General features: G+C 69.5%; 22 protein-coding genes, 2 pseudogenes and 1 riboswitch. Of the genes and pseudogenes, 13 read left to right on the forward strand and 11 right to left on the reverse strand.

Annotation, left to right across the window (positions count from 1 at the left end; translation table 11 throughout):
- Nucleotides 1-7: 7 nt before the first annotated feature.
- From ACIQMX_RS28000 to ACIQMX_RS28025, 6 genes are read right to left on the reverse strand one after another with little or no spacing between them, the layout of a single operon-like run.
- Nucleotides 8-1,225 (reverse strand): amidohydrolase, encoded by a 1,218-nt coding sequence (locus ACIQMX_RS28000; RefSeq protein ID WP_402482103.1) that lies wholly within the window; start codon nt 1,223-1,225, stop codon nt 8-10.
- A gap of 45 nt (nt 1,226-1,270) precedes the next feature.
- The gene (locus ACIQMX_RS28005) at nt 1,271-2,287 is read right to left on the reverse strand and encodes an ABC transporter ATP-binding protein (RefSeq protein WP_402482105.1); all 1,017 of its coding nucleotides are present in this window, start codon (nt 2,285-2,287) and stop codon (nt 1,271-1,273) included.
- Nucleotides 2,284-3,339, reverse strand: coding sequence for an ABC transporter ATP-binding protein (locus ACIQMX_RS28010; RefSeq protein ID WP_402482106.1), 1,056 nt, complete (start codon nt 3,337-3,339; stop codon nt 2,284-2,286). Before ACIQMX_RS28010 ends, ACIQMX_RS28005 begins: the two co-directional genes overlap by 4 nt.
- The gene (locus tag ACIQMX_RS28015) at nt 3,339-4,340 is read right to left on the reverse strand and encodes an ABC transporter permease (protein ID WP_363077685.1); all 1,002 of its coding nucleotides are present in this window, start codon (nt 4,338-4,340) and stop codon (nt 3,339-3,341) included. Before ACIQMX_RS28015 ends, ACIQMX_RS28010 begins: the two co-directional genes overlap by 1 nt.
- 2 nt (nt 4,341-4,342) lie before the next feature.
- Nucleotides 4,343-6,079, reverse strand: coding sequence for an ABC transporter substrate-binding protein (locus tag ACIQMX_RS28020; RefSeq protein ID WP_402482109.1), 1,737 nt, complete (start codon nt 6,077-6,079; stop codon nt 4,343-4,345).
- Between the two features lie 36 nt (nt 6,080-6,115).
- Entirely contained in the window at nt 6,116-7,153 is a 1,038-nt protein-coding gene (locus tag ACIQMX_RS28025) for an ABC transporter permease (protein ID WP_402482399.1), read from the reverse strand.
- A gap of 274 nt (nt 7,154-7,427) precedes the next feature.
- On the opposite strand from ACIQMX_RS28025, the gene ACIQMX_RS28030 reads away from it, so the two are divergent.
- The gene (locus ACIQMX_RS28030) at nt 7,428-8,915 is read left to right on the forward strand and encodes a chlorohydrolase family protein (protein ID WP_402482111.1); all 1,488 of its coding nucleotides are present in this window, start codon (nt 7,428-7,430) and stop codon (nt 8,913-8,915) included.
- Nucleotides 8,912-9,589: a GntR family transcriptional regulator gene (locus ACIQMX_RS28035; protein ID WP_363077693.1), complete on the forward strand. Its 678-nt coding sequence runs from the start codon at nt 8,912-8,914 to the stop codon at nt 9,587-9,589. Before ACIQMX_RS28030 ends, ACIQMX_RS28035 begins: the two co-directional genes overlap by 4 nt.
- A 454-nt stretch (nt 9,590-10,043) precedes the next feature.
- Here the strand turns inward: ACIQMX_RS28035 and ACIQMX_RS28040 are convergent, their stop codons facing one another.
- On the reverse strand, nt 10,044-11,276 hold the full coding sequence (locus ACIQMX_RS28040) for a glycoside hydrolase family 64 protein (RefSeq protein WP_402482114.1): 1,233 nt from the start codon (nt 11,274-11,276) through the stop codon (nt 10,044-10,046).
- A 294-nt stretch (nt 11,277-11,570) separates the two neighbouring features.
- Between ACIQMX_RS28040 and ACIQMX_RS28045 the strand changes: the two are divergent.
- A pseudogene (locus tag ACIQMX_RS28045) lies at nt 11,571-12,272 on the forward strand (hypothetical protein); the annotation flags it as partial.
- A 186-nt stretch (nt 12,273-12,458) separates the two neighbouring features.
- On the forward strand, nt 12,459-13,301 hold the full coding sequence (locus tag ACIQMX_RS28050; protein ID WP_402482116.1) for an SDR family oxidoreductase: 843 nt from the start codon (nt 12,459-12,461) through the stop codon (nt 13,299-13,301).
- 251 nt (nt 13,302-13,552) lie between these two features.
- Here ACIQMX_RS28050 and ACIQMX_RS28055 read toward each other — a convergent pair whose 3' ends face one another.
- Nucleotides 13,553-14,155 (reverse strand): TetR/AcrR family transcriptional regulator, encoded by a 603-nt coding sequence (locus ACIQMX_RS28055; RefSeq protein ID WP_363073700.1) that lies wholly within the window; start codon nt 14,153-14,155, stop codon nt 13,553-13,555.
- A gap of 135 nt (nt 14,156-14,290) precedes the next feature.
- On the opposite strand from ACIQMX_RS28055, the gene ACIQMX_RS28060 reads away from it, so the two are divergent.
- The gene (locus tag ACIQMX_RS28060; RefSeq protein WP_402482119.1) at nt 14,291-16,147 is read left to right on the forward strand and encodes a glycoside hydrolase family 15 protein; all 1,857 of its coding nucleotides are present in this window, start codon (nt 14,291-14,293) and stop codon (nt 16,145-16,147) included.
- A 60-nt stretch (nt 16,148-16,207) separates the two neighbouring features.
- Here the strand turns inward: ACIQMX_RS28060 and ACIQMX_RS28065 are convergent, their stop codons facing one another.
- Nucleotides 16,208-16,801, reverse strand: a complete 594-nt coding sequence (locus ACIQMX_RS28065) for a histidine phosphatase family protein (RefSeq protein ID WP_402482122.1) — start codon at nt 16,799-16,801, stop codon at nt 16,208-16,210.
- 124 nt (nt 16,802-16,925) lie between these two features.
- A riboswitch (adenosylcobalamin (AdoCbl) riboswitch) is annotated at nt 16,926-17,019 on the forward strand.
- Nucleotides 17,020-17,064: 45 nt separating this feature from the next.
- On the opposite strand from ACIQMX_RS28065, the gene ACIQMX_RS28070 reads away from it, so the two are divergent.
- Nucleotides 17,065-17,280, forward strand: a complete 216-nt coding sequence (locus ACIQMX_RS28070; RefSeq protein ID WP_363073706.1) for a CbtB-domain containing protein — start codon at nt 17,065-17,067, stop codon at nt 17,278-17,280.
- Nucleotides 17,281-17,309: 29 nt separating this feature from the next.
- Nucleotides 17,310-18,077, forward strand: coding sequence for a CbtA family protein (locus ACIQMX_RS28075; protein ID WP_402482125.1), 768 nt, complete (start codon nt 17,310-17,312; stop codon nt 18,075-18,077).
- Between the two features lie 69 nt (nt 18,078-18,146).
- Here the strand turns inward: ACIQMX_RS28075 and ACIQMX_RS28080 are convergent, their stop codons facing one another.
- Nucleotides 18,147-18,656, reverse strand: a complete 510-nt coding sequence (locus ACIQMX_RS28080; RefSeq protein WP_402482127.1) for a GNAT family N-acetyltransferase — start codon at nt 18,654-18,656, stop codon at nt 18,147-18,149.
- Nucleotides 18,657-18,728: 72 nt separating this feature from the next.
- Nucleotides 18,729-19,085: a tetratricopeptide repeat protein gene (locus tag ACIQMX_RS28085; RefSeq protein ID WP_402482129.1), complete on the reverse strand. Its 357-nt coding sequence runs from the start codon at nt 19,083-19,085 to the stop codon at nt 18,729-18,731.
- Between the two features lie 142 nt (nt 19,086-19,227).
- On the opposite strand from ACIQMX_RS28085, the gene ACIQMX_RS28090 reads away from it, so the two are divergent.
- The 6 genes and pseudogenes from ACIQMX_RS28090 to ACIQMX_RS28115 all read left to right on the forward strand — a co-directional run bounded on the left by ACIQMX_RS28090 (nt 19,228) and on the right by ACIQMX_RS28115 (nt 26,538).
- Nucleotides 19,228-20,193, forward strand: coding sequence for a pirin family protein (locus tag ACIQMX_RS28090; RefSeq protein ID WP_402482132.1), 966 nt, complete (start codon nt 19,228-19,230; stop codon nt 20,191-20,193).
- Nucleotides 20,194-21,818: 1,625 nt separating this feature from the next.
- On the forward strand, nt 21,819-22,337 hold the full coding sequence (locus ACIQMX_RS28095; protein ID WP_363073718.1) for a hypothetical protein: 519 nt from the start codon (nt 21,819-21,821) through the stop codon (nt 22,335-22,337).
- Between the two features lie 425 nt (nt 22,338-22,762).
- Nucleotides 22,763-24,748 (forward strand): hypothetical protein, encoded by a 1,986-nt coding sequence (locus ACIQMX_RS28100; protein ID WP_363073720.1) that lies wholly within the window; start codon nt 22,763-22,765, stop codon nt 24,746-24,748.
- Complete coding sequence (locus ACIQMX_RS28105) at nt 24,729-25,469, forward strand: hypothetical protein (protein ID WP_363073722.1); 741 nt, start codon at nt 24,729-24,731, stop codon at nt 25,467-25,469. The genes ACIQMX_RS28100 and ACIQMX_RS28105 overlap by 20 nt, the downstream gene beginning before the upstream one ends.
- A gap of 347 nt (nt 25,470-25,816) precedes the next feature.
- Nucleotides 25,817-26,370, forward strand: a pseudogene (locus ACIQMX_RS28110) (transposase family protein); the annotation flags it as partial.
- Nucleotides 26,368-26,538 carry a helix-turn-helix domain-containing protein gene (locus ACIQMX_RS28115; RefSeq protein ID WP_363073848.1) on the forward strand — a complete coding sequence of 57 codons (171 nt, stop codon included), beginning with the start codon at nt 26,368-26,370 and terminating at the stop codon, nt 26,536-26,538. The pseudogene ACIQMX_RS28110 and the gene ACIQMX_RS28115, both read left to right, overlap by 3 nt.
- Nucleotides 26,539-26,708: the final 170 nt, after the last annotated feature.

Genomic DNA, 26,708 nt, shown 5'->3' on the forward strand with positions numbered 1-26,708 from the left:
GTGACGCCTACTCGGCGGCGGTGACCACTTCGAGGCCGTCCGCCACGATCCGGCCGTCGTGCAGGACCGTCCGGTCGGTGCCGCGGTCCATGACGGCGCTGCTCGGCGTCTCGCCGTCGACGAGGAGCAGATCGGCGCGGTCGCCGACCGCGAGGCCCGGCCGGTCCGTCACCCCGGCGAGGCGCGGGACGTCGTGGCTCATGATGGAGGCGCCGCCCATGCTGGCCACCGCGAGGCACATCTCGATGTGGTCGTCGCGGCGGAAGTTGTTGGTGAAGGCCAGCTGCCAGGTGCGGTCGAGCAGGTCGCAGTTGCCGTAAGGGCTCCAGTAGTCGCGCTGGCCGTCCTCGCCGAGGCCGACACGGACGCCGGCCTCGGTGAGTTGGACGAGCGAGAGTTGGCCGCGGCCCGCGGGGGCGACGGTCGCCATGGCGATGTCGAGCTCCGCGAACTCCTCGATGAGGCGACGGCTGGTGGATTCGTTCACCGCGCCGAGCTCGTAGGCGTGCGACATGGTGACCTTGCCCTGCATACCGAGCGCGCGCACCCGTTCCAGGATCAGATCCGTCGAGAAGACGCCCAGCTCGCCGGGCTCGTGCAGGTGGATGTCGACCTCGACGCCGTATTTCTCGGCAAGGCCGAAGACCACGTCGAGGTGGCCCTTGGGGTCACGGTCCAGAGTGCAGGGGTCGATGCCGCCCATCACGTCGGCGCCCGCCTTGAGCGAGGCCTCCAGGTAGTCGGCGGTGCCGGGCTCGCGCAGGATGCCGGCCTGCGGGAACGTCATGATCTGGACGTCGGCGAGGTGCCCGAACTTCTCCTTGGCGGCGACGACTGCCTCGAACTTCTCCAGCTTGCAGTCCACGTCGACCTGCGCGTACGTGCGCACCCGCGTCGTACCGTGGGCGATCATGCGCTCCAGGGTGCCGGCCACCCGCTCGGGCAGGGCGACCTCGGCGTCGCGCCAGTTCTCGCGGTCGTTCATCATCATCGTCCACACGCCGGGGCCGCCGGTGTGCGGGCGGAACGGCAGGCCGACGCGGGTGGAGTCCAGGTGGACATGGACGTCGCTGAAGGCCGGCAGGAGCAGGCGGCCGCGGCCCTCGACGACCTCTGCGGCGGGCGTGGCCGCCGGGTCGTGCGGGCGGATCGCGGCGATGCGGGTGCCGTCGAGCTGGATGTCACTGCGCTCGCCGCCCCAGGGGCGGGCGTCACGGATGAGCATGTGGTGCAACTTCCTTACGTTGTCGGTCAGTCGGCGGGTGGCGGGTCAGTGGTGGGCGGCAACGGCCCGGTCGGCGAAGTGGCAGGCGGGTCCCTCGTCGCTCGCCACTGACGGCACCTCTCCCGCACAGCGCGCCTGTTCGGCCTCGCCGAGGGTGGGACGCAGCGGGCAGCGCGTACGGAACACGCAGCCGGAAGGCGGGTTCGCCGGGGTGGGCAGGTCTCCGCTGAGCCGGATCCTGCGGCCCCGGTCGGCGTCGGGGTCGGGCTGGGGCACGGCGGAGAGCAGGGCCCGGGTGTAGGGGTGGCGGGGATGGTCGAAGACCTCCCGGGTCACCCCGCTCTCCATGATCCTGCCGAGGTACATGACGGCGACGCGGTCGGCGAAGTGCCGTACGACGGACAGGTCGTGCGCGATGAAGAGGTACGAGACGCCCGTGTCGGCCTGGATGTCCTGGAGGAGGTTGACGACCTGCGCCTGGACCGAGACGTCCAGGGCGGAGACCGGCTCGTCGCAGATGATCAGGCGCGGCTCGAGCGCGAGGGCGCGGGCGATGCCGACACGCTGCTTCTGCCCGCCGGAGAACTCGTGCGGGAACCGGTTGTAGTGGTCGGGGCGCAGACCCACCCGGTCCATCAGTTCCCGTACGCGCGTCTTGATCCCGCCTGCCGGGTCGATGCCCTGGGCATGCAGCGGGGCGGCGATGGCGGCGCCCACCGTCTGCCGGGGGTTGAGGGACGAGGTGGGGTTCTGGAACACCATCTGGACCTGGCGCCGGTACTCCTGCGCCTCGGCCCGCTTCATCGCGCCGATGTCGCGGCCGTCGAGGCGGACGGTGCCCGAGGTGGGTTCGAGGAGGCGCATCAGCAGCCGCCCGGTGGTGGACTTCCCGCACCCCGACTCGCCGACGATGCCGAGGGTCTGTCCCGCACCGACGGAGAAGCTGACACCGTCGACGGCCTTGACCGGGGCGCCGCCGCGGCCCATCAGGCCGCCCCTGCCCGGGAAGTGCTTGGTCAGGCCGTCGGCCTCAAGCAGCGGGGTCTGCTCGGTGGTGGTCATCGCGCGGCCTCCTCGGTGGTGTCGCCGACGGTGTTCCCGGTGGTTCTCCCGGCGGCGGCGAGATGCTCCTGGTGGCACCGGGACGGATGGTCGGCCGCCTCGGCCGTGATGAAGGCCGGCCGCTCGCTGTGGCACAGCCCGTCGGGCACGAGGTGGGTCTGCGGGCAGCGGTCGGCGAAGAGACACCCGGTGGGCAGCGCGGTGAGCGACGGCGGGAAGCCGGGGATGGGCCGCAGCCGTTCGCCGCTGTCGCCGAGCGTCGGCATGGAGGCGAGCAGGCCCTGGGTGTAGGGGTGGCGCGGGTCCCGGAACAGCTCGCGCACGCTGCCCCGCTCCACGCACTGTCCGCCGTACATGACGGCGACGTGGTGGCAGACCTCGGCCACGACGCCGAGGTCGTGGGTGACAAGGACGACGGCGGTGCCGGTCTCCTGCTGGAGTTCGCCGAGCAGGTCGAGGATCTGCGCCTGCACGGTGACATCGAGAGCGGTCGTCGGCTCGTCGGCGATGAGCAGTTCGGGTTCGCAGACGAGCGCCATGGCGATCATCGCGCGCTGGCGCATGCCGCCGGAGAACTCGTGCGGGAAGGCGCCGGCCCGCCGCTTCGGGTCGGGGATACCGACCCGGCCGAGCATGTCGACTGCGACGGCGAGCGCGGCCTTGCGCGACACCTTGTTGTGGACGCGGTACGCCTCGGCAATCTGCGCGCCCACGGTGTGGAAGGGGTGCATCGCGGAGAGCGGGTCCTGGAAGATCATGGCGATCTTCTTGCCGCGCCAGGTCCGCATCCGGTCCTCGGACAGGGAGTTGAGGTCGGTGCCGTCGAGCAGTATCTCGCCGGTGACCTGTGCCCGGCTCTCCTTGAGGAGGCCCATCAGCGCCTGGCTGGTGACGGTCTTGCCGGAGCCGGACTCGCCGACGAGGCCGATGGTCTCGCCCCGGTTCAGGGTGAGGTCCATGCCGTTGACCGCGTGCACGAGTCCGTCGTCGGTGGGGAAGGCGACGTGCAAGTCGCTTATACGGAGCAGGGGTTGCTCGGTGGAGGTGGACATCAGGCGGCCCTCACTCGTGGGTCGATGACGGCGTAGACGGCGTCGACGACGACATTGGCGACGATGATGAAGAAGGCGGCGAGCAGGGTGATCGCCATGGTCACGGGCAGATCGCCGGCCTGCGCGGCCCTCACGGCGGTGAAGCCGACTCCGGGGACGGAGAAGATCTGCTCGGTGAGGACCGCGCCGCCGAGCAGCAGGCCGATGTCGAGGCCCAGCATGGTGACGACGGGGGTGAGCCCGGCGCGGGCGCCGTGCCGGACGACCATGGAGGTTTTCGACAGGCCCTTGGAGCGGGCGGTGCGCATGAAGTCCTCGCCGAGCGTCTCCAGCATGGAGCTGCGGGTGACGCGGATGTACTGGGCGCTGAAAAGGACGGCGAGCGCGACCCAGGGCAGCAGATAGTTCTGGAACCAGCCGCCGAACCCGGCGGGTCCGAAGGGTGAGGTGATGGCGTTCGTCGTGAACGGCAGCAGGTCGAAGGTCGAGACGAAGACGAGGAGCAGGAGCAGACCGGTGACCGGGATCGGCAGGGACACGCCGATGGAGGCGGCGCCGACGATCACCTTGTCGGTGACCTTGTTCTTGCGCAGCGCGGCCAGCGTACCGAGGGTGACGCCGGCGACCGTCCACAGGACGATCGCTCCGACGGCGACGGAGACCGTGTACGGCAGGGCGCGCTCCAGTACGGCGGTGACGTCCTCGTTCGTCTGGAAGGACTTGCCGAAGCAGGGCCACTCGCACAGCGACTGCGCACCGGCCGCGCCGATCGTCCGCCCGTGGAACAGGCCGGACATGTAGGTCAGGTACTGGGAGAGGAACGGCTTGTCCATGCCGAGGGCGACGCGCGCCTCCGCGACGCGTTCGGGCGTGCACTCCTGGCCGCATGCCGCGGCGGCCGGGTCGGCGGGCCCGAACTGGAACAGGCTGAAGGTGACGAAGCTGATGACGGTCAGCAGGACGACGGTGGCGCCGAGACGCCGAAGCAGAAAGGCAGGCATGGTCACCCCTTCTTGGACACGACCGAGACGGTCGACAGGTCGATGGAGCCGAAGAAGTAGCCGACTTGCGCGTTGCGGATGCGGGATCCGACGACGCTGCGGGTGACACTCCTGATCAGCGGGACGAGCGGGTAGTCCTGCATGCTCCGGTCGAAGAGCGTCGCCCACTTGCGGCCGAGGCCCTCGCTCGTTCCGTTCTCGCCACGCAGTGCGTACATGGCGCGGGCGATCTCCGGGTCGTGGTAGCGGGGGATGTTGGAGAAGCCGAAGGACTCGCCGTCGACGCTCGGGCCCAGATTCGGGTCGACGGTCGTGCGCACCGAGCCGCTGTCGGCGCCGCCGCACCAGCCGCTGCGGGCGATGTCCGGCATGTTCTCGCCGGCGAGCGTCGTGTAGTAGTTCGCGGCGGGGATGGCGCGCAGTTCGAGGTCGATGCCGATCTGCTTCAGGTTCTGCTGGAGCGAGGTGCCCATGTTCTTGTAGCGGGGCGTCGCGTCGGCATACCCGTAGACGAGCTTCTTCGGGTAGTCGCGGCCCTTGAGGAGCTTCTTGGCCGCCGCCACCCGGGGCTGCCCCGACGGGGCGAGGGCCGTGTGCTGGGTGACGTATCCGCGCTGGTCGGGGTTGATGTACGACTGGGTGAGCTTGCCGAAGCGGGCGCCGCCGTACTGGAGGTGGATGGCCTTGCGGTCGATGGCGACGGCGATCGCCTCGCGCACGACGGGGTCCTTGATGGTCTCGGTGTTGAAGTCCAGGACGTCGGTGCAGCCGATCAGCGCGGAGGCGGTGCGCCGCGCGACGTCCGCCGTGTCGAGCTTCGCCGCGTCGGACGCCTGGAGGCCGCCCGCGCTGTCGAGCGTGAGGGCCGTCGCGTCGGAGTCGGCGAGCAGCTGCTGGCTGATGGTCGACTGGGCTGTGGAGAGGCTGAAGGTGAAGGTGTCCGGCAGCGCGGTGCGGTTCGGGTCGGTCGCCGCGTCCCATGCGGGGTTGCGCACGAGCTGCATGGAGCGGCCGCGGTCGTAGTGCTTGATCTTGTACGGGCCGGTGGACACCGGGTGGTTGGTGTAGTCGAGCTTGGTGTCCTTCGCCCGGGGCACGGGGGCGGTGTTGGAGCGCGAGACGAGCGCGGGGAACTCGGCGAAGGGCTGCTTCAGCCTGAAGACGAGCGTACGGCTGTCTGGCGTCTCGATGCCCTTGAAGTCGCTGGCGGAGCCCTTGGCGTAGGGGCCCTTATAGCCGTCGTCGGACAGGGCCGCGTTCAGTTCCTGCGGCGCCTGTGTGTAGACGTCGCGGGCGTAGGTCCGCTCGACGCCGTACTTGACGTCCTTGGCGGTGACCGGTGAGCCGTCCTCGAACTTGAGCCCCTTCTTCAGCGTGTACGTCCAGGTCAGTCCGTCCTTGGACACCTTGCCGAGATCGGTGGCGAGGTCGGGGACGATCTTCGGGGGCTTGCCCGCCTCCTCCTTCGCCATGGTGAGGGTGCGGTAGTAGAGCTGGCCGACGTTGGCCGTCTGGACGTAGTTGCTGTTGCCCGGGTCGAGGGTCTGGAAGTCGGTGGACATCAGGACGTTGACGTTGCCGCCCCGGGTCGTGTCGCCCTCGCCGACCTTGACGGCCTCGAAGGCGTCGGCGGGGGCGCGGGAGCCCGAGCCGGGCGCGGGCTTGGGGCCACCGCATGCGGTGAGGGCCAGTCCGGTGGCCGCCGCCAGGGCGAGCGCCGCCGTGGTGCGTCGATTCACTGCTGCTCCTGGTTTTCCTGGTGGTGCCGCCCGGGGTCAGCCACGGGAGGACTTGGGGTCGAGGGCGTCGCGGACCGCGTCGCCGAGCAGGTTGAAGGCGAGGACCGTGATCACCAGGGCGCCGGCGGGGACGGCGAGGAACCAGGGGTCGGTCAGGTACCAGTTGCCGACCTGGGCGGCGTTGAGCATCTGGCCCCACGACGGGGTGGGGTCCTTCACGCCGACGCCGAGGAAGGAGAGCGCGGCCTCGGCGGTGATGTTCGTGGGGATCATCATCGTGGCGTAGACGAGGACGACGCCCATGACGTTGGGGACGATCTGGCGCAGAATGATCGAGCGGTGCGAGGCCCCGTAGGCGCGGGCCGCCTCGACGAACTCCTGCTCGCGGATGGACAGCACCTGGCCGCGGACGACGCGTGCGAGATAGGCCCAGCCGAAGAATCCGAGGATGATCACGAGCGAGGCGATCGGCAGCAGGCTGCCGTCCCCGAGCGCCGTGCCGCCGAGCCGGGACTGCAGGATCGGCGTGAGCGAGAGCACGAGCAGCAGGTGCGGGAAGGCCAGGAACAGGTCCATGATCCGGCTGATCACCATGTCCACCTTGCCGCCGAAGTAACCGGCGGCCGCGCCGAGCACGGTGCCCAGGACGACGGAGACGACGGTCGCGAGCAGTGCGATGATCAGGGAGACCTGAGCGCCGTGCGCCATGCGGGCGAAGAGGTCACGGCCGAGGCCCGGTTCGACGCCGAGCCAGTGGTCGGCGGACGGGAAGCGGTAGTAGGACAGCGGGAGTCCTGGCGTGCCGTAGTCGTCGAGGACGTCCGGGCTGGTGCGGGTGGTGTAGGGGTCCTGGCCTTCGATCGCGGTGAGCAGCGGGGCGAGCGCCGCGAAAAGGATCATGAGGACCACCACGGCGAGTGCGGCGAGTGCGATCTTGCTGCGCCGGATGCGCAGCCATGCCGTGCCGAGCAGGGAGCGGGCGGCGACGGCGGGCGGGGCCGAAGCCGTCGCGACCGGCTGGGAGTCGGGCACGCCTGCGGCATCGGCGTCGGAGAGCTGCCGCGCGGGCAGCACAGGGGAATCCGTCACGTCGGGAGATCCGTTCGGCGCTCGGGGGAAGGTTGGCCGGACGGTATACCAAGAAGTGACTGGGGCGAAAGAGGTGACCAGTTCCTGATCTGCAGAAGTGGTCGATCGGGGGCGATAATGGGGCAATTCGCGAGAGCTGGATTTCCGGTCAGTATGGTGACCCGCCTGCTCTTCCACTTCGGTATACCAACTCGTACGATCAGGAACACGACGGACGGTGAACCGCACGCGTCCGCGTACCTGGATCCCAGGAGGCAGAATGCGCACCCGATGGCGCGCCCGGCACATCCTCGCCCACCAGGGCGGCGGCCACGCGCTGCTGCGGGACGGCGAGGTGGTGTGGGAGGGCGACACCGTCGTCTACGTCGGGCCGCGCTACGAGGGCGCTGTCGACGAGGAGCGCGACCTGGGCGAATCCCTGGTCATGCCGGGGCTCATCGACCTCGACGCGCTCACCGACATCGACCATCTCGTGATCGACTCCTGGGCCGGCCCCGAGCGGGGCAAGGGCCTGCAGTGGTCGCTCGACTACTTCACCCATCGCCGCCACGACGTGTTCACCCCGCGGGAGCGGGCGACGATCCGCGCGTACGCCCTCGCCCAGCTCGCGCTGCACGGCATCACCACGTTCATGCCGATCGCCTCCGAGGTGCACAGCCGCTGGGCGGAGCCGTACGAGGAGCTGGTCGACATGGCGCGCACCGCGCGCGGGATCGGACTGCGCGGATACCTCGGTCCTGCCTACCGTTCGGGCGTCAACGTCGTCCTGCCCGACGGCACCCGCGAAGTCGCCTTCGACGAGGAGGAGGGGCGTGCGGGCCTGCGCGACGCGGTCCGCTTCCTCGACCATCTCGCGGAGCTCGACGACCCGCTGCTGACCGGCGTCCTGCTGCCCTGCCGCATCGAGACGCTCACTGAGGAACTGCTCGGCGAGACGGCACGGATCGGGCGGGAGCGCGGCGTCCTGATCCGGCTGCACGCACTCCAGGGGCTGGTCGAGCGCGACATCATCCGGCGCCGGCACGGCCTGTCGTCCCTCGAACTTCTCGAAAAGCACGACCTGTTGAACCCGAACCTGTTGATTCCGCACACCGTCACCATCGACCGGCACCCCTCGGTGCACGGTGAGGACCGCGGCGATCTGGCGCTGCTCGCCGGCAGCGGCGTCTCGGTGATCCACTGCCCGCAGACGTCCCTGCGCTACGGCGAGATGCTGCACTCGTTCCGCGCGTACCGCGAGGCCGGGGTGAACCTGTGCCTGGGCACGGACTCCTTCCCGCCAGACCTGATCCGCGGCATGGACGTCGGTGTGCACCTGGCCAAGATCGCCGAGGGCTGCTCGGACGCCGCACCCGTCGAACAGTATGTGGAGGCTGCCACCCTGGGCGGTGCCCGCGCCCTGGGCCGCGACGACCTGGGCCGGATCGCGCCCGGCGCCCAGGCCGACCTGGTCGCCTTCTCGCTCGACGACATCCGCGACGGCGTGCTGGACGACCCGGTACGGACGTTCCTGCTCAACGGCACGGCACGGCAGGCGACGGACTCGGTCGTCGCGGGCCGCCCGGTCCTGGTGGACGGCGGTCTGCCCGGGATCGACCTGGAGGCCCTGCGGCGCGAGGCCCAGGCTCTCTTCGAGCGGATGCGGGATGCCTACAGCGAGCGCGATGTGAAGCGCCGCGAGACGGCCGAGCTCTTCCCGGCCACCTTCCCGGCGTTCCGCGCTCCGGAGCGGGAGGTCCGGGCGTGACGCGCGTCGAGGCGGCCGAGCTTCCCGGCTCCCACGTGGCACGCACCGAGGATCTGATCAGGGCTGGCATCCACTCCGGGACGTACCTGCCCGGCGCGCGGCTGCGTGAGCGCGAACTCGCGGAGTCGCTGGGAGTCTCGCGCGTCCCGGTGCGCGAGGCCCTGATGCGGCTCGCCACCGAGGGGCTCGTCGTCCTGGAACCGCGGCGCGGCGCGCGCGTGCGCCGGCTCACCCTCCGCGACGTCGATGAACTCTTCGACCTGCGGCTGAGTCTGGAGGTGTTCGCCGCGCGGCGGGCGGCCGAGATCGTCGCGCGCGGCGGTAGCCACGACACGTTGCGCAAGGTGCTGGACGAGGCCGGGGCGGCGACCGCGCGCGGGGACGCGGCGGGGATCGCGGCCGCGAACACGGCCTTCCACGCGGAACTCATCACCATGACCGGGAACCGGCTGCTCCAGTCCTCCTTCCAGCCCTCCCTCGGCCTGATGCACTGGCTGTTCCGGCTCACGGGCACCGAGCGCGGCGCGGAGCAGCACTGCGCTGAGCACCGGCAGATCTGCGACGCGATCGGCGCCGGCCGCCCGCGCCTCGCCGAGGCGCTGACGTTCTCCCACATCGACATCCGGCGCGAGCCCGTCATGCGGTCTCTGGCCCGGACGCTGCCCGCGGACTGATCCCGGACATGGACGACGGCCTGCTGAAGGTTGCACTCGGTACCGGTTTCTTCCCGTACCCGCGCACGCGCGTGCCGATCCTCCAGCCGGAGGGTGATGGTGGCGGTTCGTCTTCCTCTGCCTGCTGTCGCGGATCCAGGCGGCCGAGGACGCGGCGGACCGGATCGACTGGGAAGTCCGGTGGACTCGACAGCTGCGCGGGCCCACCAGCACGCCGCCGGCGGTCCGGGACCGCGGTCACCCGCACGGACGACGACTTCACCGTCCGGCCGCGCGCGGGGTGGCCCGACAGGCCGACCGGGGCCGCCCCGTCCTGCTCATCCGGTCCAAGGCGCACCTGGGGCTTCAGCCGGGGTAGGGGCGCGTTGGCCGGTGGCGGGATCACTGGCCCCCTCCGTCCCTTGCCTGGGGGAACGATTCGGGACGGAGGGAGCACGAGCAACCGGACACGGAGCTAGTTGAACGGGTCCAGCGTGATGTACGCCTGCTGCGGGTCGCCGTCGTGCACAAGCGATTCGTGCGCGCCCACGTCGTCGAAGGCGAAGCCGTAGGCCTTGCCGTCGGCCATCTGGGCGTGGATCTTGGCGGAGTAGTGATTGGTGACCGCGTCCTTGTAGAAGTTCGCGTTGTTCGCGTCGGGCTGGTTGGGATTGCTCAGCAGCGTCGACCGGTTGTAGCCGGCGCACAGTGTGCGGGAGATGGGCCCCCGGACCAGGTCGTTGGGCGCGTCCAGGAGTTTGTAGCAGCCGAAGACGCTGTCGGAGTCGGGCTTCTGGAAGCTTGTGACGACCGCTCCCGAACCGTTGGTGAAGTTCATGGTGTTGCCCTGGACCCGTCCGAAGTACTTCGTGTTCGGCTGGTCCTTGAACGGCTGGACGGTCAGCGTCTGCGAGGAGTACTTGCTCCAGACCCGGTTGATGTAGTCGTTCATGACGGAGGCCGGCAGCGCTCCGGCTTCGATGCCGTGGCCGGGGGCGAGCGCGCGCAGGATCGTCCCGTCGGAGCGGGTCCTGATGAGCCCGCCCCAGCCGCCGGGCTGGCTGCGCAGGGAGTCGAAGAACGCTTTGTAGCCACCGGGCTTGAGGTGGCCGGTGCTGAGGGTGGTGCCGTTCGGGCGTTTCACCCCGACCGCGTAAGGCGCGGAGAACATGTCGACCTGCGTGCTGTTGATCCACAGGCCCGCGTCGTTGAGCGTGTACTCGGTCCAGTTGAAGAGGATGTTCGCGTTCGGGTCGCTCGGGTTCTGCACCGCGGGCTGCACCAGACCACCGGTGGTGAGCTTGAAGACGAGCTTCTGCCCGTAGGAGAAGTAGACCCGGCCGGAGAACTTCGGCATCCGGATCGTCTTCGACTGCCCGTTGGCCGGGCCCGCGATGGACGCGTCGGGAGCGGGCGTCGGAGGGTTGCCGCCGACGGGCCACGGATGGAAGGCGCCGCTGGCGTCGGCCCAGCCCTGGCGCCCGGACGAGAGTTCGGTGCCGATGACGTAGACGTGCACCTGCTCGCCGCGCCCGGAGTTGTTGGTCAGCGTGAGCGGGATGGTCGTGGGGACGGCCGCCGCCTCGGTGGCGGCCGTGACCTGGGTGGCGACGAGACATCCGCCGGCCAGCGCGAGCGCGGCAGCCAGGGCGGCGGTCCTGGGGCGGGCTCGGCGCGTACGTGGGGCGGAAGGAAGGTTGGCAGACAAGCTCTACTCCTCATCCGGAAGGCCGTGCTGTGGAGGTAGCCAGTGCGAGACACCTGGTGACTCTGAGAGCGCTCTCAGGCGACTTCCTGGAGCGTATCGACCGGTCAGGGACGCGTCAATGTTCTGGTCTGGACCACGATCCCGCACGCCCCGTGGCAGCGGAACACCGACGGGGGCCGGTGCGGGACGGGCTGCTGCCGCCGTTGCCGCTCTCGTCGCCGGGACGGACGGGGCCGGGTCCTGGTTCCCTGACCCCACCGCATCGGCGACGGCCGCTAGACGTTCGAGGGGGCCGACCTGCAACTCCCGCTCACCGAACCGGAGAAGGGCGAAGCGATTCACGGCCTGCTCCGGTGGGTCCCGTGGCGTCTGCGGGCCCGAAGCGGGGCAGCGCTGAGGCTGGCCGGTGTCGTCCGCCCGCAGCCGGGCCGTCCCTTCCTGCTGGACGTGACCGCCGGGTACCGGCTGGGGCCCGACGGCCTGGATGTCATGGTCTGCGCGACCAATGCGGGGGACCGAGCCGCTTCCCGCGGCGTCGGGCAGCACCCGTATCCGACGCTCGGTGCCGGTACGGTCGACACGGCCCTGCTCACCGTGTCCGCGCGGGAGCAACTCCTCACCGGCCACCGGGGCCTGCCCGCCGGCCAGGAGCCTGTCGGGCAAACGGACTTCGGCTTCCGCGCGGCCCGCCCCATCGGCTCCCGGCAACCGGACACCGCATTCGCTCTCGGCCGTGGCGACGACGACGTGGCGGTCGTACGCCTGGCGCAACACCTCGGGACCCGCGGCGTCGCTGTCCGGCTGGGGGAGGGCACCCGTCACGTACGGGTCCGCATGGGCGACACGCTGCCTGGGGCCGAACGCCGCCGGGGCGTCGCGGTGGAGCCCATGTCATGCCCGCCGGACTCCTTTCGCAGTGGTCTCGGTGTCCATGTACGGGGGAAGGGAGATACCCATGTCCTCCGGTGGGGGCTCACGGCACGGCGGCCCACGTGAACGTGCAGGCCGCTCGCGTGTCGCTGCGGTTGAGCCGGCCGGGGGAGGCCGCTGCGCCCAATGGCCCAACGGCGGCCCGGCGGATCCGCCGCCGCGATGGACCGGTGGTTGCCTGAACCGCGCCTGCCCGCCTGCCAGGCGAAAGCCGGTCGTACCGGAGCGGGCCAGCGAGGAGACGGAGACGTCATGGATTCCCACGCCGAGGCATCGCGGGTGAGTGGTCTGCCCGCCGGCCTGCTGAAGGGGCAGACCGCACTGGTCACGGGCGCCAATTCCGGCATCGGCAGGGCCACCGCCGTCGGACTCGGCCGGGCCGGGGCCGACGTGGTGGTCAACTATGTGAGCGGCCGCGAGGCCGCCGAGGAAGTGGTCCGGGACATCACCTCGCTCGGCGTGCGCGCGGTGGCCCACGAGGCCGATGTGTCGCAGGAGACCCAGGTGGCCGAGATGGTGGATCGCACGGTCCGGGATTTCGGGACCCTCGACATCCTCGTCGCCAACGCCGGTATGCAGCGAGACGCCCGGTTCACCGAGATGACGCTCGCCCAGTGGCAGAAGGTGCTCGACGTCAACCTCACGGGCCAGTTCCTGTGCGCACGTGAGGCGACCAAGGAGTTCCGCCGACGCGGTGTCGTCCCCGAGGTGTCCCGGGCGGCCGGGAAGATCATCTGCATGAGCTCGGTGCACCAGGTCATCCCCTGGGCGGGGCACGTGAACTACGCCTCCTCCAAGGGAGGCGTGCAGATGATGATGCAGACCCTGGCCCAGGAACTCGCGCCGGAGAAGATCCGGGTGAACGCGGTCGCCCCCGGGGCGATCAGAACCCCCATCAACCGCAGCGCATGGGAAACCCCCGAAGCCCGGGAGGATCTCCTGCGCCTCATCCCCTACGACCGGATCGGGGACCCCGAGGACATCGCCCACGCCGTGGTCCTGCTCGCGTCCGATCTCATGGACTACGTCGTGGGGACGACGCTCTACGTCGACGGCGGCATGACGCTCTTCCCCGGGTTCGCCACGGGCGGCTGACCTCCGCAGGTCCCGGGCGCGGCGTCCGCTCAGGTCGGTGGCCGGTGGCCGGTGGCCGGGACTCGGCACCGCGCCCCGTCGAACGCGCCGGGACGCTCTCACCGGCAGTTCCCGGCCGTGTGGCCGGGTGGCCGTGCGGTACTCCGGTGACGGCCGCCACGCCCGCGGGACGGATGGGTGAGCAGCGCGTGAGGCAAGGCGGCGTGTGGGGCAGGGGATCGCGGATCGGGAGACATCGGCGCCCGGATCCGTCAGCCGGCCACGCCGACGGCCTTGGTGACGAGATCGACCAGCGAGTCCACGAAGCGGTCGTCGGGCAGCTCCATCTCGCCGATCAGCCGGAAGACCAGGGGCGCGGCCACGAGAGTGGCGGCGGCCCGGACGTCGGTGTCGGGGGCGACGTCGCCGCGGGCGATTCCGCGTTCGAGGACGCGCCTCGTCTCGCTCATGATCCGCTCGGTGTACTCCGCGTACTGGCCGCGCGCCGCGCCCGCATCGGCCGACGCCGCGATGAGGCCCGCGAGCAGCCGGTTCGAACCCGGCAGCCGGTAGGCCTCCAGCCGGGCGGTCAGCACGAAGCGGAGCTCGGCGCCGAAGTCGCCCAGATCGGGCACCGAAAGGACGCCGATGCGGGTCTCCGCGGCGGCGATGATCAGATCCTGCTTGGTGGGCCACCGCCGGTAGATGGCCGGCTTGCTCACCCCGGCCCGGGTCGCGACGACGTCCATCGTGACCGCCGCCATCCCCTGCTCGGTGACCAGCTCCACGACCGCGTCGAGCACGGCTCCGGTGACCCGTTCCTCGCGCGGTCGCCCCGGTCCCCGTACGGCCCCGCCGGCTTGCCTCTCCCTCATGTGCAGAGCCTACGGCCCCGGCCGGGACCGGCCGTCACCGCGCTCACTTCCTCATCACGACGGGGCGACTTCTCATCAGGACGGGGCGACGCCGTCGGCATACGATGGGGCGTCGGTGCCGAAAGGGGCGTAAAAGTGGATGAATATCCCCTGATCGAGAACCACGGTCTGATCGGAGACCTGCAGACCGCGGCTCTCGTGAGCACGGACGCGACGATCGACTGGTTCTGCTGTCCGCGCTTCGACTCACCCAGCGTCTTCGGCGCTCTCCTCGATCACCGCAAGGGCGGTCACTTCACCGTCCGTCCGGTCGCCGACACCTATACCAGCAAGCAGCTCTACCATCCCGACACCGCCGTCCTCGTGACGCGCTTCATGACCGAGGCCGGCACCGGTGAGGTGGTGGACTTCATGCCGGTGACCGGCACGAAGGCGACGGACCGGCACCGTCTGGTCCGCATGCTGCGCTGTGTCCGGGGCAGCATGGCGTTCGAAGGAGAGATCGCTCCGCGCTTCGACTACGGCCGCGCACCGCACGAACTGCACATCACGGAGCGCGGGGCCCTGTTCACCTCACCGGACGTGAATCTCGCCGTCCACGCCGTCCGCGAGCCACAGGACGAGCGGCTGCTGAACATCCTCTCGGGCGACAACGACCTCCAGTTCAACCTGTCCCTGCGGGCCGGCCAGCAGCGCGGCCTGGTCATGGAGTCGTCCCCGGACGGGCCGCCGCACGAGGTCTCCGTGGCGGAGTTCGAGCAACTCTTCGACGAGACCGTCCAGTTCTGGCGCTCCTGGCTGGGCCAGTCGACTTATGCGGGCCGGTGGCGGGAGGCGGTGGAACGCTCGGCCGTGACGCTGAAACTCATGACGTACGCCCCCACCGGCGCCCTGGTGGCAGCCCCCACGGCGGGCCTGCCCGAGCAACTGGGCGGAGAACGCAACTGGGACTACCGGTTCACCTGGATCCGTGACGCGTCGTTCTCGGTGTACGCGTTGCTGGGCCTGGGGTTCAGGGAAGAGGCCAGGTCGTTCATCAGCTGGCTGCACGACCGCGTGAAGGAAGAGGCCGGTCACGAGGGCGGCACCGGGCCCCTGAACATCATGTACCGCGTCGACGGCTCCTCCGATCTGGTCGAGGAGAGCCTGGAGCACTGGGAGGGCTACGCCGGCTCCGCCCCGGTCCGCATCGGCAACGGAGCGGCGAGCCAGCTGCAACTGGACATCTACGGTGAGGCGCTCGACAGCATCTACTTCGCGCATCAGCACGGCATGCACCTCGACACGCGGGGCTGGGCCGCGCTGCACACCCTTCTCGACTGGCTGGTCGATCACTGGGACCAGCCCGGTGAAGGCCTGTGGGAGACCCGCGGCGGCAGGAAGGACTTCACCTACGGCCGAGTGATGTCCTGGGTGGCCTTCGACCGCGCCGTCCGTATCGCCACCGACGACGGCCGTCCGGCGGCCCGCGGCCGCTGGGTGGACGCCCGTGACACCATCTACCAGCAGGTGCTCAACCGGGGCTGGGACCCGGCGAAGAAGGCCTTCGTCCAGCACTACGGCGACGACGTGCTCGACTCGTCCCTGCTGCGCATGCCGACCGTCGGCTTCATCACGCCGGACGATCCGATGTGGCGGACCACGCTGGACGCGATGGAACACGAACTGGTCAGCGACAGCCTCGTCTACCGCTACAACCCCGAGGCCTCGCCCGACGGGCTGAGCGGGTCGGAGGGAACGTTCTCCCTGTGCACGTTCATGTACGTCGACGCCCTGGCGCGGGCCGGACGCACCGACCAGGCCCGGCTGGTCCTGGAGAAGATGCTCACCTACGCCAACCATCTCGGCCTGTACTCCGAGGAGATCGCCCTGACGGGGCGTCAACTCGGTAACTTCCCGCAGGCGTTCACCCACCTCGCCCTGATCGACGCCGCCATCACGCTGGACGCGAGGCTCAACGCGGCGCGCGGGGGCCGGCGGGGAAGGGCGTGAAGTCCCACGCGGGGAGTATCCGTCCCCGCCGGCGCGGTGACCGGCGCTTCCGGGCCACCGTCACCGCATCCCCGCCTCCGGTACGAGCGGACGGCCGCAGCGCAGGTTCCACCGCCCCGACCTGCCGCTGAGCTCCGTCACCGTCAGTGGTGCCACGTCCAGTCGCCAGAACGCCGGTGGCGGGAGGGCCAGAGCGCGGACGACCGCGGCCCGGATCACGGCAGGCTCGACCACGCCCAGGACCCGGCCCGGGCCGTCCCCGGGCAGGGAGTCGAGCCACGCGCCCACACGGCCGCAGAGTTCCAGCAGCGACTCGCCCCCGTGCGGAGCGGCTTCCGGGTCCGCGAGCCAGGCCGCCACGCCGTCCGGCTCGTCCGCGCTCACATCGGACAGCCGCGCACCCGACCAGCGGCCCATCTCCCAGTCACGCAGGGCATGTTCGGTCTCCGTCCGCAGCCCCAGTGCCTTTGCGGTGCCGTTGCAGCGGAGGGACGGTCCTCGCACCCACTGGTCCGCGGCCGGGACCGAGCCGGCGGCGGCAGCAGCCCGGGCCGGCCGGAGTCCGGAGCCGTCCAGGGGTGCGTCACCGGCGAACCGGGCCTCGCGCAGCGCCCCGTTCATCCCCGGTGAGATCAACATCACCCGTACCGTCATACCCGCCCTCAACTCCCTGAACAGTGGCCCCGAGGCCAAGCACACCATGGCATCCAGGGCCCTGCGGCCCGCCCGCGGGCACCATGGCGGCCGTCACGCCCAAGCGGTATGGTCGCGACGACACGACGAGGGTGTGACGGAAGTCCGGTGAGAATCCGGCACGGTCGCGCCACTGTGAACCCGTACCCGTACGGGAAGTCAGACCCAGCACCCTCGTCTCAGGCACCACGATCGGGACGCGTGTTCCCTCAGGAGGTTCTGCCATGGCACAGAGTGCTGCCCCCGCCACGGTCACACCCGCCATCACCCCCATCTCGCTGAAGGCACTCGCCCCTTGGGCGGTCTTCTTCGGCGTCGTCATGCTGATCCTGCTCTACTTCGTCGGCGCCGAGCAGGGCGCCACCGCGCTCATCTCGGGCGAAGGCGTGCACGAGTGGGTCCACGACGGCCGTCACCTTCTCGGTTTCCCCTGCCACTGATCCATCCGGCTGATCCAGGGGAATCCCTCATGAACTCCATATCTGTCAGAGCTCTGCTGGTCCGCGGCATGCTGGCCGGCCTCGTCGCCGGTGCGTTCGCGCTTGCGGTGGCGTACTTCCTCGGCGAGTCGCGCGTCGACGCGGCCATCGCCCTCGAAGAGGCGCACAGTCACAGTCACGACCACGGCGGCGAGGAACTCGTCAGCCGGGGCATGCAGGCCACCGGCGGCCTCGCCACCGGTGTGCTCGTCTTCGGCGTCGCCGTCGGCGGCATCGCCGCACTGGTCTTCTGTTACGCACTCGGCCGGCTGGGCCGCTTCGGCCCCAGAGCCACTGCCGCGCTGATCGCGGGAGCCGCCCTGCTGACCGTGTACATCGTTCCGTTCCTGAAGTACCCGGCGAATCCGCCGGCCGTCGGCAACCCCGACACCATCGGCGAACGCACCACGCTGTTCTTCCTGATGGTCGCGCTCAGCGTGCTGCTGGCGGTAGCCGCCGTGATCCTCGGCAGACGGCTCGCTCCGCGCCTGGGCAACTGGAACGCCACCATCGCCGCCGCTGCCGGCTATGTGCTGGTCATCGGCCTCGCCTATGCCTTCCTGCCCTCCTTCAACGAGGTCGGCAAGGACTTCCCGGCTTCCCTGCTGTGGGAGTTCAGGCTGGCCACGCTCGCGGTGCAGGCCACGCTGTGGACGACCTTCGGGCTCGTTTTCGGCTACCTCACCGAACGGCTGCTCACGCCGGGACCGGAGGCGGTCACGGGCGGGAGCGCGAAACGGCCGGTCACGGTCGGCTGAGTGGTCCGGCAGGGCCCGCCGGGGGAGATCAGGCCTCCCCGGCGGGCCCTGCCGCGCAGGGACGGCGGCTCACGCCTGCGCGGCGGGACCGTCCCAGTCGATCCGGTAGTACCTCAGCAGCGCGTCCTCCTTCACGAGGCGCATGCCTGCCGCGGTCATGACGTTCTGGGAGGCGATGTTGTCGAGGTCGGCGTCCCCGTGCACGGACGCGATGCCCTGGTCGCGGGTGAACCGCAGGAGCGCGCGGAGCGCCTCGGTGGCGTACCCCATGCCCCGCGCGGACGGCACGATGCCGTAGCCGATCGTCACGTGCCCCTTCTCGTCGGGCGCTCCGTGGAACCCGGCTCCGCCGATCAGCACACCGTCCTCGCGGCGCCGTACGTCGTACGAACCGTAGGGAGTCGGGTCGCCGGTCCCGGCACAGGTCTCCAGGAACCGCTGCGCCGCCCGCATCTCGCCCGGCAGAGGATAGTCGGGAGCCCAGCGAGCACCGTCGGCCGGTTCTCCCGCCGCCACCCGCTCGGCGTCGGCAACGGTCATCGGGGAGAGGATCAGCCGCGGCGTGTCGAGTGGGGTCATGCTCTGTGGGGTATCACGCGGTGCGGCCGGGCCGCACCCGCATATCCGGGTGCGGCCCGGAGCGCCCGGCGGTCAGGAGCCACCGGCCGGGGTGAATTCCCCGGACAGCGCGGCCGCCATCCGCAGCTGCGTGTCCGCCTCGGCCTGCCGGCCCTGACGCTCCAGCGTGCGGCCGAGCATCAGCCGCGCGTACTGCTCGACCGGGTCGAGTTCCAGCACCGTACGCAGCTCCGTCTCGGCCCGGACGAGGCGCGCCGAGTGGTAGTAGGCCCGCGCCAGCAGCAGCCGCGCCGCGACCTGCTCCGGCACCTCCTCGACGAGTCCGCCCAGGATCCTGGCCGCGATCGTGTACTCCTTCGCGTCGAAGAAGAACTGAGCGCGCTCCCAGCGCTCGGCCGCGGTCCCGAACTCGTAGTAGGTGTCGCTCATGTGACCTCCTCGGTCGAGGGTGCCGCCGGGCCGCTCCCGTGCGTATCCACCCGCCACAACACCGATAGGTGGTTTAACATTCCACTAAATATTCGGCGTGGGTGCCACCCGCCCGGAGCCGGACGGGAATAGGTTGGCCGCCATGAGCAATCTCGATCGCCAGGCCGCACTCTCCGTCTGTGGAGGGCGGGGTTTCGTCGTCGCCGAACCCGTACGCGAACTTCTCACCCCGCGCCACGTCCGGCTCGGCGAGTCCACCGAGGTCCGCAGACTGCTGCCCAATCTGGGCCGCCGCATGGTCGGCGCCTGGGCGTTCGTCGACCACTACGGCCCCGACGACATCGCGGACGAACCCGGGATGCAGGTGCCACCGCACCCCCACATGGGTCTGCAGACGGTCAGCTGGCTGCACGAGGGCGAGGTCCTGCACCGCGACAGTCTGGGCAGCCTGGAGACGATCCGCCCGCGCGAGCTCGGCCTGATGACGTCGGGCCGCGCGATCAGCCACTCCGAGGAGAGCCCCCGGCCGCACGCCGCGCTGCTGCACGGAGCGCAGCTCTGGGTCGCTCTGCCCGATGCCCACCGCACCGTCGAGCCGCACTTCCAGCACCACAAGGACCTGCCGGCCGTCACCGCCCCCGGCCTCACGGCCACCGTGATCCTCGGCAGCCTCGACGGCGCCACCTCGCCCGGGACGGCGTACACCCCGATCGTCGGCGCCGACCTCGCCCTGAGCAGCGGAGCCGAGGCCCGCCTCCCGCTGGACCCCGACTTCGAGTACGCCGTCCTGTCGATGTCCAGCGAGGCGGAGGTCGACGGCGTCCCCGTGCTGCCCGGCTCGATGCTCTACCTCGGCTGCGGCCGCACCGAGCTCCCTCTGCGTGCGGAGTCCGACGCGGGGCTGATGCTCCTGGGCGGTGAGCCCTTCGAGGAGGAGATCGTCATGTGGTGGAACTTCGTGGGCAGGAGCCAGGAGGACATCGCGCGGGCCCGCGAGGACTGGATGAGCGGTGACCGGTTCGGCGCCGTGCGGGGCTACGACGGTGCGCCGATTCCCGCTCCGGCGCTGCCCGGCGTGCCTCTGAAGCCGCGTGGGCGTGTGCGCTGAGCTGCGGATCATCGTTTGCGCGGAGTGCGGCTTCCTTTTCTGGGGGTGAGCCGTGTGGGGGTAGGCGTGCAAGCAGGTCGAGACCGCTCTGGACGGAGCTCGCTGCTGGGCGGGGCTATCTCATCTGTGCCAGCGTGTTTCCGCGTATGCCAGGAAGGATGCTGACTTGGGGTGTCAGTTAAGTTCGATCGCCGGCCGGGGTGCTAGCCCCGGGCGCTCCTGGGTGAGCGTGGCTGCGGCCCAGCAACGTCAGGCGCTTGCTCCTCGGGCCGTCATCGTTGCCACGGGGCCCGTCTAGAAGACGGCGTGAGGAACCCGGTTCGGGTGCGCGGGGAAACCTCACCGAGGCCCGACGCGGTTGTGCATGGAGAAGTCGAGCACGGCGCCGTCGGCGGCGAAGGTCGGCCGGGATCTGGGGCAGCAGAGAGCATGCCAAGTCACCTCGAGGGCCGCCCCGCAGGCGCCGTGTCGATTCCTTCCAGCGATTCCGCGAGTAGAGAAGGCTCTAACGAGCTCGTGCACGGTTAGTGGTGGGATGCCGAAGGCCAGGGCGAGGTCTCGGTGCTTACATCTGCCAAGCCAGGATCCGGTCTGCGGTCTGTTGCTGGGACAGTAGGCCCGGCGATGGCTTGGATGGTGTCATCCATGTGCTCTCGGCGACCGAGGTGGCATGCCAGTGCTCGCCAGTTCTTCAGGTGGGCGATGCCGTGTTCGACCCGGATGCGGTGTGAGGAGTGAGCTTTGCGCTGCCTCTCGTGCATCTCCTCGTACTAGTCGGGGGCGTTCTTTTTGCACTTGCGGTGCGGGGCGTCACGACGCGTCCGCCGGTTTGTGCTGCGAGTCCTTGGTAGCCGGCAGCGGCAAGGATCTCGACCGCTGGACCGTCGGCCGGGAACCTGACCAGCCCCAACTCGCGGGCGTGGGTGATGTCCGCGCGACTTCCGGGTCTGGTCGGGCTGCAGAACAGCAGTCGCCCGTCCCCGTCGGTGAAGACCATGGCCTTCACGGCGGGCAAGGGTGCGCTCGTTGCCCCACCCGCGGTATGCCCGGGCCTAGCCCAGAAGCACCCGTACCGCGTGGCCGTGGCCGAAAGCTGCCGTCCTGCCGAAATCCCACGAACAACAGAGAACACGGCACTCACTTCCGTGCCGTGAGTCATAGAGATCAACTGGCTAAAACCGTACGGAGTGCGGCAGGCTTTTCTCGTTACTGCCCAAAAGGATCCACCTTCCGTGCCCGCCGTAGGGATTCTGTGGGCATGCGACTTCATCTGCTGCGATGGTTTCTTGACCCTGTCACCAGCTTCGCTGCCTTCCGGCAGGGCATCGCAAGTCACGGAGAGGAATCGTTCGACGTGGCCTGGCGTCGTGCGCGGGTGGAACGTTTTCCCGACGAGGCCCTCTATCGGCAACACGGCCACGCGCCCGAATCCCACCCGGCAGAGCGAGATGGCACTATACGTCGATCGGACAAGTGGCCGAATTGACATGCGCTGCGTTCTGGTCGCTTCATTCTGGCCGGGGAGATGGAGGAAAACCTGCCATCCTCATGAAAATGATCCGTGTCGACAGGCTGTGTCAGAAAGAATCAGACGGTCATTCCCTAGGAAGCTGGGAGAGCGAATCATGCCCGATGCCACTGAGCTAGCTTTGATCACTGCTTCGCTTCCAGCCGCGCTGACTTTCGTCTTCCAGCGCGTCGAACGCCTCCTCAGCTCCCGTGGTGCCGAACCCGAGGCCGACATTGTCGTACCCGACGCCCTGACCGGAACGTTGCAGTTGCCGCTGCAACCCGACCACGCCCTCCTAGACCAGCGCCGGCGCGAACTTGAGATGCTGCGGGACGCCCTCGCTGACTACTCCCACGGCGACGTCCCCCTCCCCGCTTCGCCGGGCCTGCTGCGCAACTGGGCGAGGCTCCGCGACGCACTGGAAGACATCTACAGCCAGCGCCTGACCTTCGACGGAGAAGACCGATCAGCCTCCGGACCGTTCGTGCACCAGAAGGCCGACGTCCTCACCGGCGAGGCCACGGGCATGGACGCCGACGAAATCACCGGCAACGCACGGGTCGTTCAGGACGTCGGCCGGGTGGAGCGGGACGCCAAGATGACCGGAATGAAAGCCCGGCGGATCGGCTCGTAAGCAGAACCGGCCATCGACCACGCCTGCGTATGCGGCACTGCTGTACCCCGATCCTGAAGGGCTGAACCTTGACCACGCTTCCGCCGGCTGACCCCGACAACACCGCCAGGTCGCACTCAGCTCTACCCAGTTGGCCGCAATCCCCGGCACCCGGAGGGTTTCCGCCTGTCAGCGAGGACACAGCGCAGACCGAAGGGGCGCGCGCGGGCGCTGGAGAAACGGACCCCGAAGACGGCGCTGCTCCCACACCAGCCAGCGCGCCTCAGGCCGCAGAGCGCGGAGGCGAACCCGTACACGGCAGCACCGGTCACCAGGCGCGCCCCGCTGATGCCCAGCCCTCTGTACTAAACCGTGACCCCGGAATCGGCGCCCGCGAGGACGACGGCAGGCACACCTCCGCAACAGCCGTCCAGCAGAACGTTCCCGTGAACCTCGGCACGGTCATCGGGACACAGAACATCAGCGAGATCCGTCGCCTGCGAGGCACTCCGCTGCCCAAAGACTGGATCGAGGACCGTCTCGCCTCCTACCTCCCAGACAGCCAACTGACCGACGGCATCAGCGGAATTCTCAAAAACAACCGAGTCGCGGTGCTCCACGGATTGCCAGGCACCGGCCGCTACTCCACCGCACTGCACACCCTCACCCGCCAGTCCGCTGTGACGGCCATCCGGCAAGTCCGCCGAGAACCCAACGACGCAGTGGACCTCGAGGGGCTCACCGACGAGGACACCGGCTGGATCCTGGATCTCAGAGACGAAGAAGAGAGCCTGCATACCGGATTCGGACTGCACCTGAGAGAGGCCGAAGGGTACCTGAGCGCAACCCGCTCCCTGGTCATCGTGGTCACCCATACCGACACCTGGGCTCATGTGGCCAGTGAAGCCACCGAACTCGCCCGCCCCGTCGCCCCGCCCGCGGCCCTCAATGTGCTGCGCGCGCACCTAAACTGCCCCCAGCCAGGCATTGCCGAGATCGAACAATGGCTCGCCCAGGACGCCATCGTCACCGGAATGGAAGGCGCCAGCCCAGCCACCGCAGCGCACTGGGCCCGCATCATCCGCACCACTGCCGCCTTCAACAGCTCCAGCACCGACCCCAAGACCGTTCCGGAACTGGTCGACGCTGTCGTTCAGGCTGCCCGCAACTGGCGCCACACTCTGCGCACATGGCACACCTGCAACACCGACAGCGCCCACCGAAACTACCTGCTTGCCGCCGCTACCCTCGACGGCGCACCCGCCGAGGACATCTACGAAGCCCACACCACACTGGGCAAGATCCTCGGTGACACGCCACAGCCCACCCGGGGACAACAAGGCCCCGGCATCATCGAACTCACCCACGCCATCGGCGCCGAACTCGGAAGCGACGACCGCATCCGCTTCCTCAACCCCAGATACGCCGAAGCCGTCGTCGACTACTTTTGGGTCGACCGGCCCCACCACGTCGCAGCTTTCACCCGCTGGACCGCCGAACAAGCCGCCACACTGCCCCCTGACCTTGGTGACCCGCTGGCCGAACGCGTCACCCAGTGGGCCACCCACTACACGATCGCTAAGCAGAGCTTCACCGTGCTGAGGGCTGTCGCCACCGACTGGGCCAAGAACCCCCGCCTCCACGACCGAGCCCAGGACCTCCTCGTGGCCGCTGCAGTCGACCCTACCGACGGCAAACGCACACGCGATCAGTACCTCACCTGGGCCAAAGCCCTCGACACCGACGACCCCAGCAACCGTAAGCACACCCCCGTCGCCCTCAAACGAGCTCTTGCCGGGGCTTTGGCCCAACTCGCCCCCGCTTACCCCCAGATCGCCCTCAAGCGGCTGTCCGAACTCGCCGTCCACAGCACCGACGAAACGGTCGCCGACGCTGTCGGAGACGCGCTGACCCAGTTGTGGGACCAAAAGACCCTCCAAACCACTGTCCGCACGATCCTCTTCTCCTGGTTCACCTCCCCCCAGACCCACTACGTCGCTGCCGCACGCCGAGCCTTCCTCCACCTGGCCGACCGGACCACCGCCGAGAGCCTGCCCCTGCTGCTGAACCACACCGACCACACCCTCGACCCCTGGACACTCGCCGGGTGGCGCTGCGCCCTGGACGGCCCCGCCACCGTGCCGGTACAGCGAGCCGTCAATGCATGGCTCGACGCCGGGCTGACCCACCCGACGCTGCGGACCACCGTCCTGCGAACCTTCACCGAAGCCGTTTTCCGATCCGACGCCGACCGCACCTACCTAGCAGAGCGCTATCTGCGCCTCAACCAAGCAGCCTTCGGCTGGCAACCCACACACGCAGAATCACTCCCAGGCGAACGCTCACTCTTGCGCGACGCCCTCGTATGGGCCTTGACCCAAGCAGACCCCGCCGCACCTGTAATCGCGCACCATGCCCCTCTCGCGCAGTAGTGGCAGCAGATGGCCTGCACCCCGGGCAGGCACGCTCAAACTCGCCTGCCCGGCTCCCACCATCACGCCGGGCTACTACTTCGAGCTCACCCTCGACGGCGCGTGGGAAGAACTGCCTGCCCCCACCCCGCACCGCAATCCGGCAGCTGCAGCCACTGACCACGCTCTCAGCGTCGTCCGCAACATCACCGCTAACTACCTGGCCACCGACACCGCCGCAGCCACCGCCCGCATCAACACCGTCCTCGGCCGCCCCAGTGACGTCCCCAGCCTGCCCGTACGTCTCTGCTGGGCCACGGCCCACCTCATCGCCCAGCCCGGCGCCCAACAAGCCGCCCTCACTCAGCAGCGCCTCGCGCACGAACAAGAACAGCGCCGTACAGAAGAACAACGCCGCCTGTCCGAGGCCCGGGCTCTGCGTGACACGCTGATGAGCGACCCGTCCCTGGCCCTCTCCTACTGGTTTGCCGCAGCCCCTCACACCATCGACACCGACACCCTCGCCCGCCTAGAGGAACTGTTCAGCACGGCCGCCGCCTACGCCCCCCACGGCCAGTGGGCACCGTTGGCGCGACTGCTGCACACGTTCGCCGATAACCTGACTGACGGCGCCAAGGGTCACCTGATTGACACCCTGGCCACCCTCACAGACCGATACGGTCGCCCGGATATCACCGTCGCCATCAGGGCACTACACGCCTCGGGTCCGGAACGGACCTGATGCCGCAACCCCGGTAGTGCCGGCATGATCACGCTCACCCAGGGGTAGCCTGACTTCTTTAGGGATCGTCTCAACTGGCTTGGTCAAGTGGCTGGTGCCGGACGGGCTGTGGGAGTTGTTCCAGCGGGTGGTTCCCGCAGCTCCGGTGCGTCGCAAGGGCGGGGGCCGATGGCGGTATGGGGACCGGCAGGTAATGGCAGCGATCGGCCGAATCCATGCAGCACCCCCTGGTGCGGCTGGCCGACACACACCGAAGGATCGTCATCAACGAAGTCGCGCGAGTAGCTCCTTCCATGCAGGCCGACCGAGCGGCCGACCCGTCGAACAGGCGTCTGCCCACGGACTGACAAGCCCTGATCACCTTGGCCCACCTGGGATGAGGGATACCTATGCCCAGCTCGCCGCAGGGTTCCGCATCGGCATCGCGACCGTCTATCGCTACATGCGCGAGGTCATCGACGTCCTAGCTGCCCTTGCCTCGACACCGACCGAGGCGATGAAGAGCATCCAGACCAAGGCGTTCGTGATCCTGGACGGCACCGTCCTGCCGAAGGACCAGATCGCCGCCGACGCCCTGTACTACCCCGGGAAACACAAGAGCCACTGCATGAACGCCCAGGTCCTCACAGATCCGTTCGGACGGCTGTGGACGTCTCCTGCCCTGCCCGGGTCCGTCCACGACCTGACTGCTGCACGGGCCCGCGGGTTCATCGACGCGCTTGCCGCAGCCGAGTTGATGTGCTGGGCGGACAAGGCGTACCAGGGAGCCGGCCACCTCGCCCGCGTCCCGTTCCGAGGCCGTCGCCTCAAACGGTGGCAGAGTTGGCACAACAGCACACACGCCAAGATTCACTGCCTCGGCGAGCAGACCATGGCCACTCTGGAGGGCTGGCGCCTTCTGTACCTCGCGTGCGACCAGGACGTGCGGGAGGTCGCCGCCCGGCTTGCCGTGCATCCGAACACCGTCCGGTACCGGGTGAACCGGTTCCAGGAGCTCACCGGGCTGAACCTGCGTCGCACCGAGGATCTGGTGACGTCGTGGTGGCTGCTGAACCGTCGGCGTTCCTGAGGCCGGATCCGGCCTGTCCGGGCGGGGCGCGGCGCAGCTGATCCCGCTCTCCGCGCCCCGGGTGGTCTGCCCGGGAGGCGGTGCGGAGAGCGGGACCGGTCATCCGGCCGGGGCAGGGGCCACCGCAGGGCTTTGGAGACGTTGCGTGAACGACTGATCCGTGCCGGACC

The sequence above is a fragment of the Streptomyces sp. NPDC091416 genome, from assembly GCF_044756845.1.
Classification (GTDB): Bacteria; Actinomycetota; Actinomycetes; order Streptomycetales; family Streptomycetaceae; genus Streptomyces.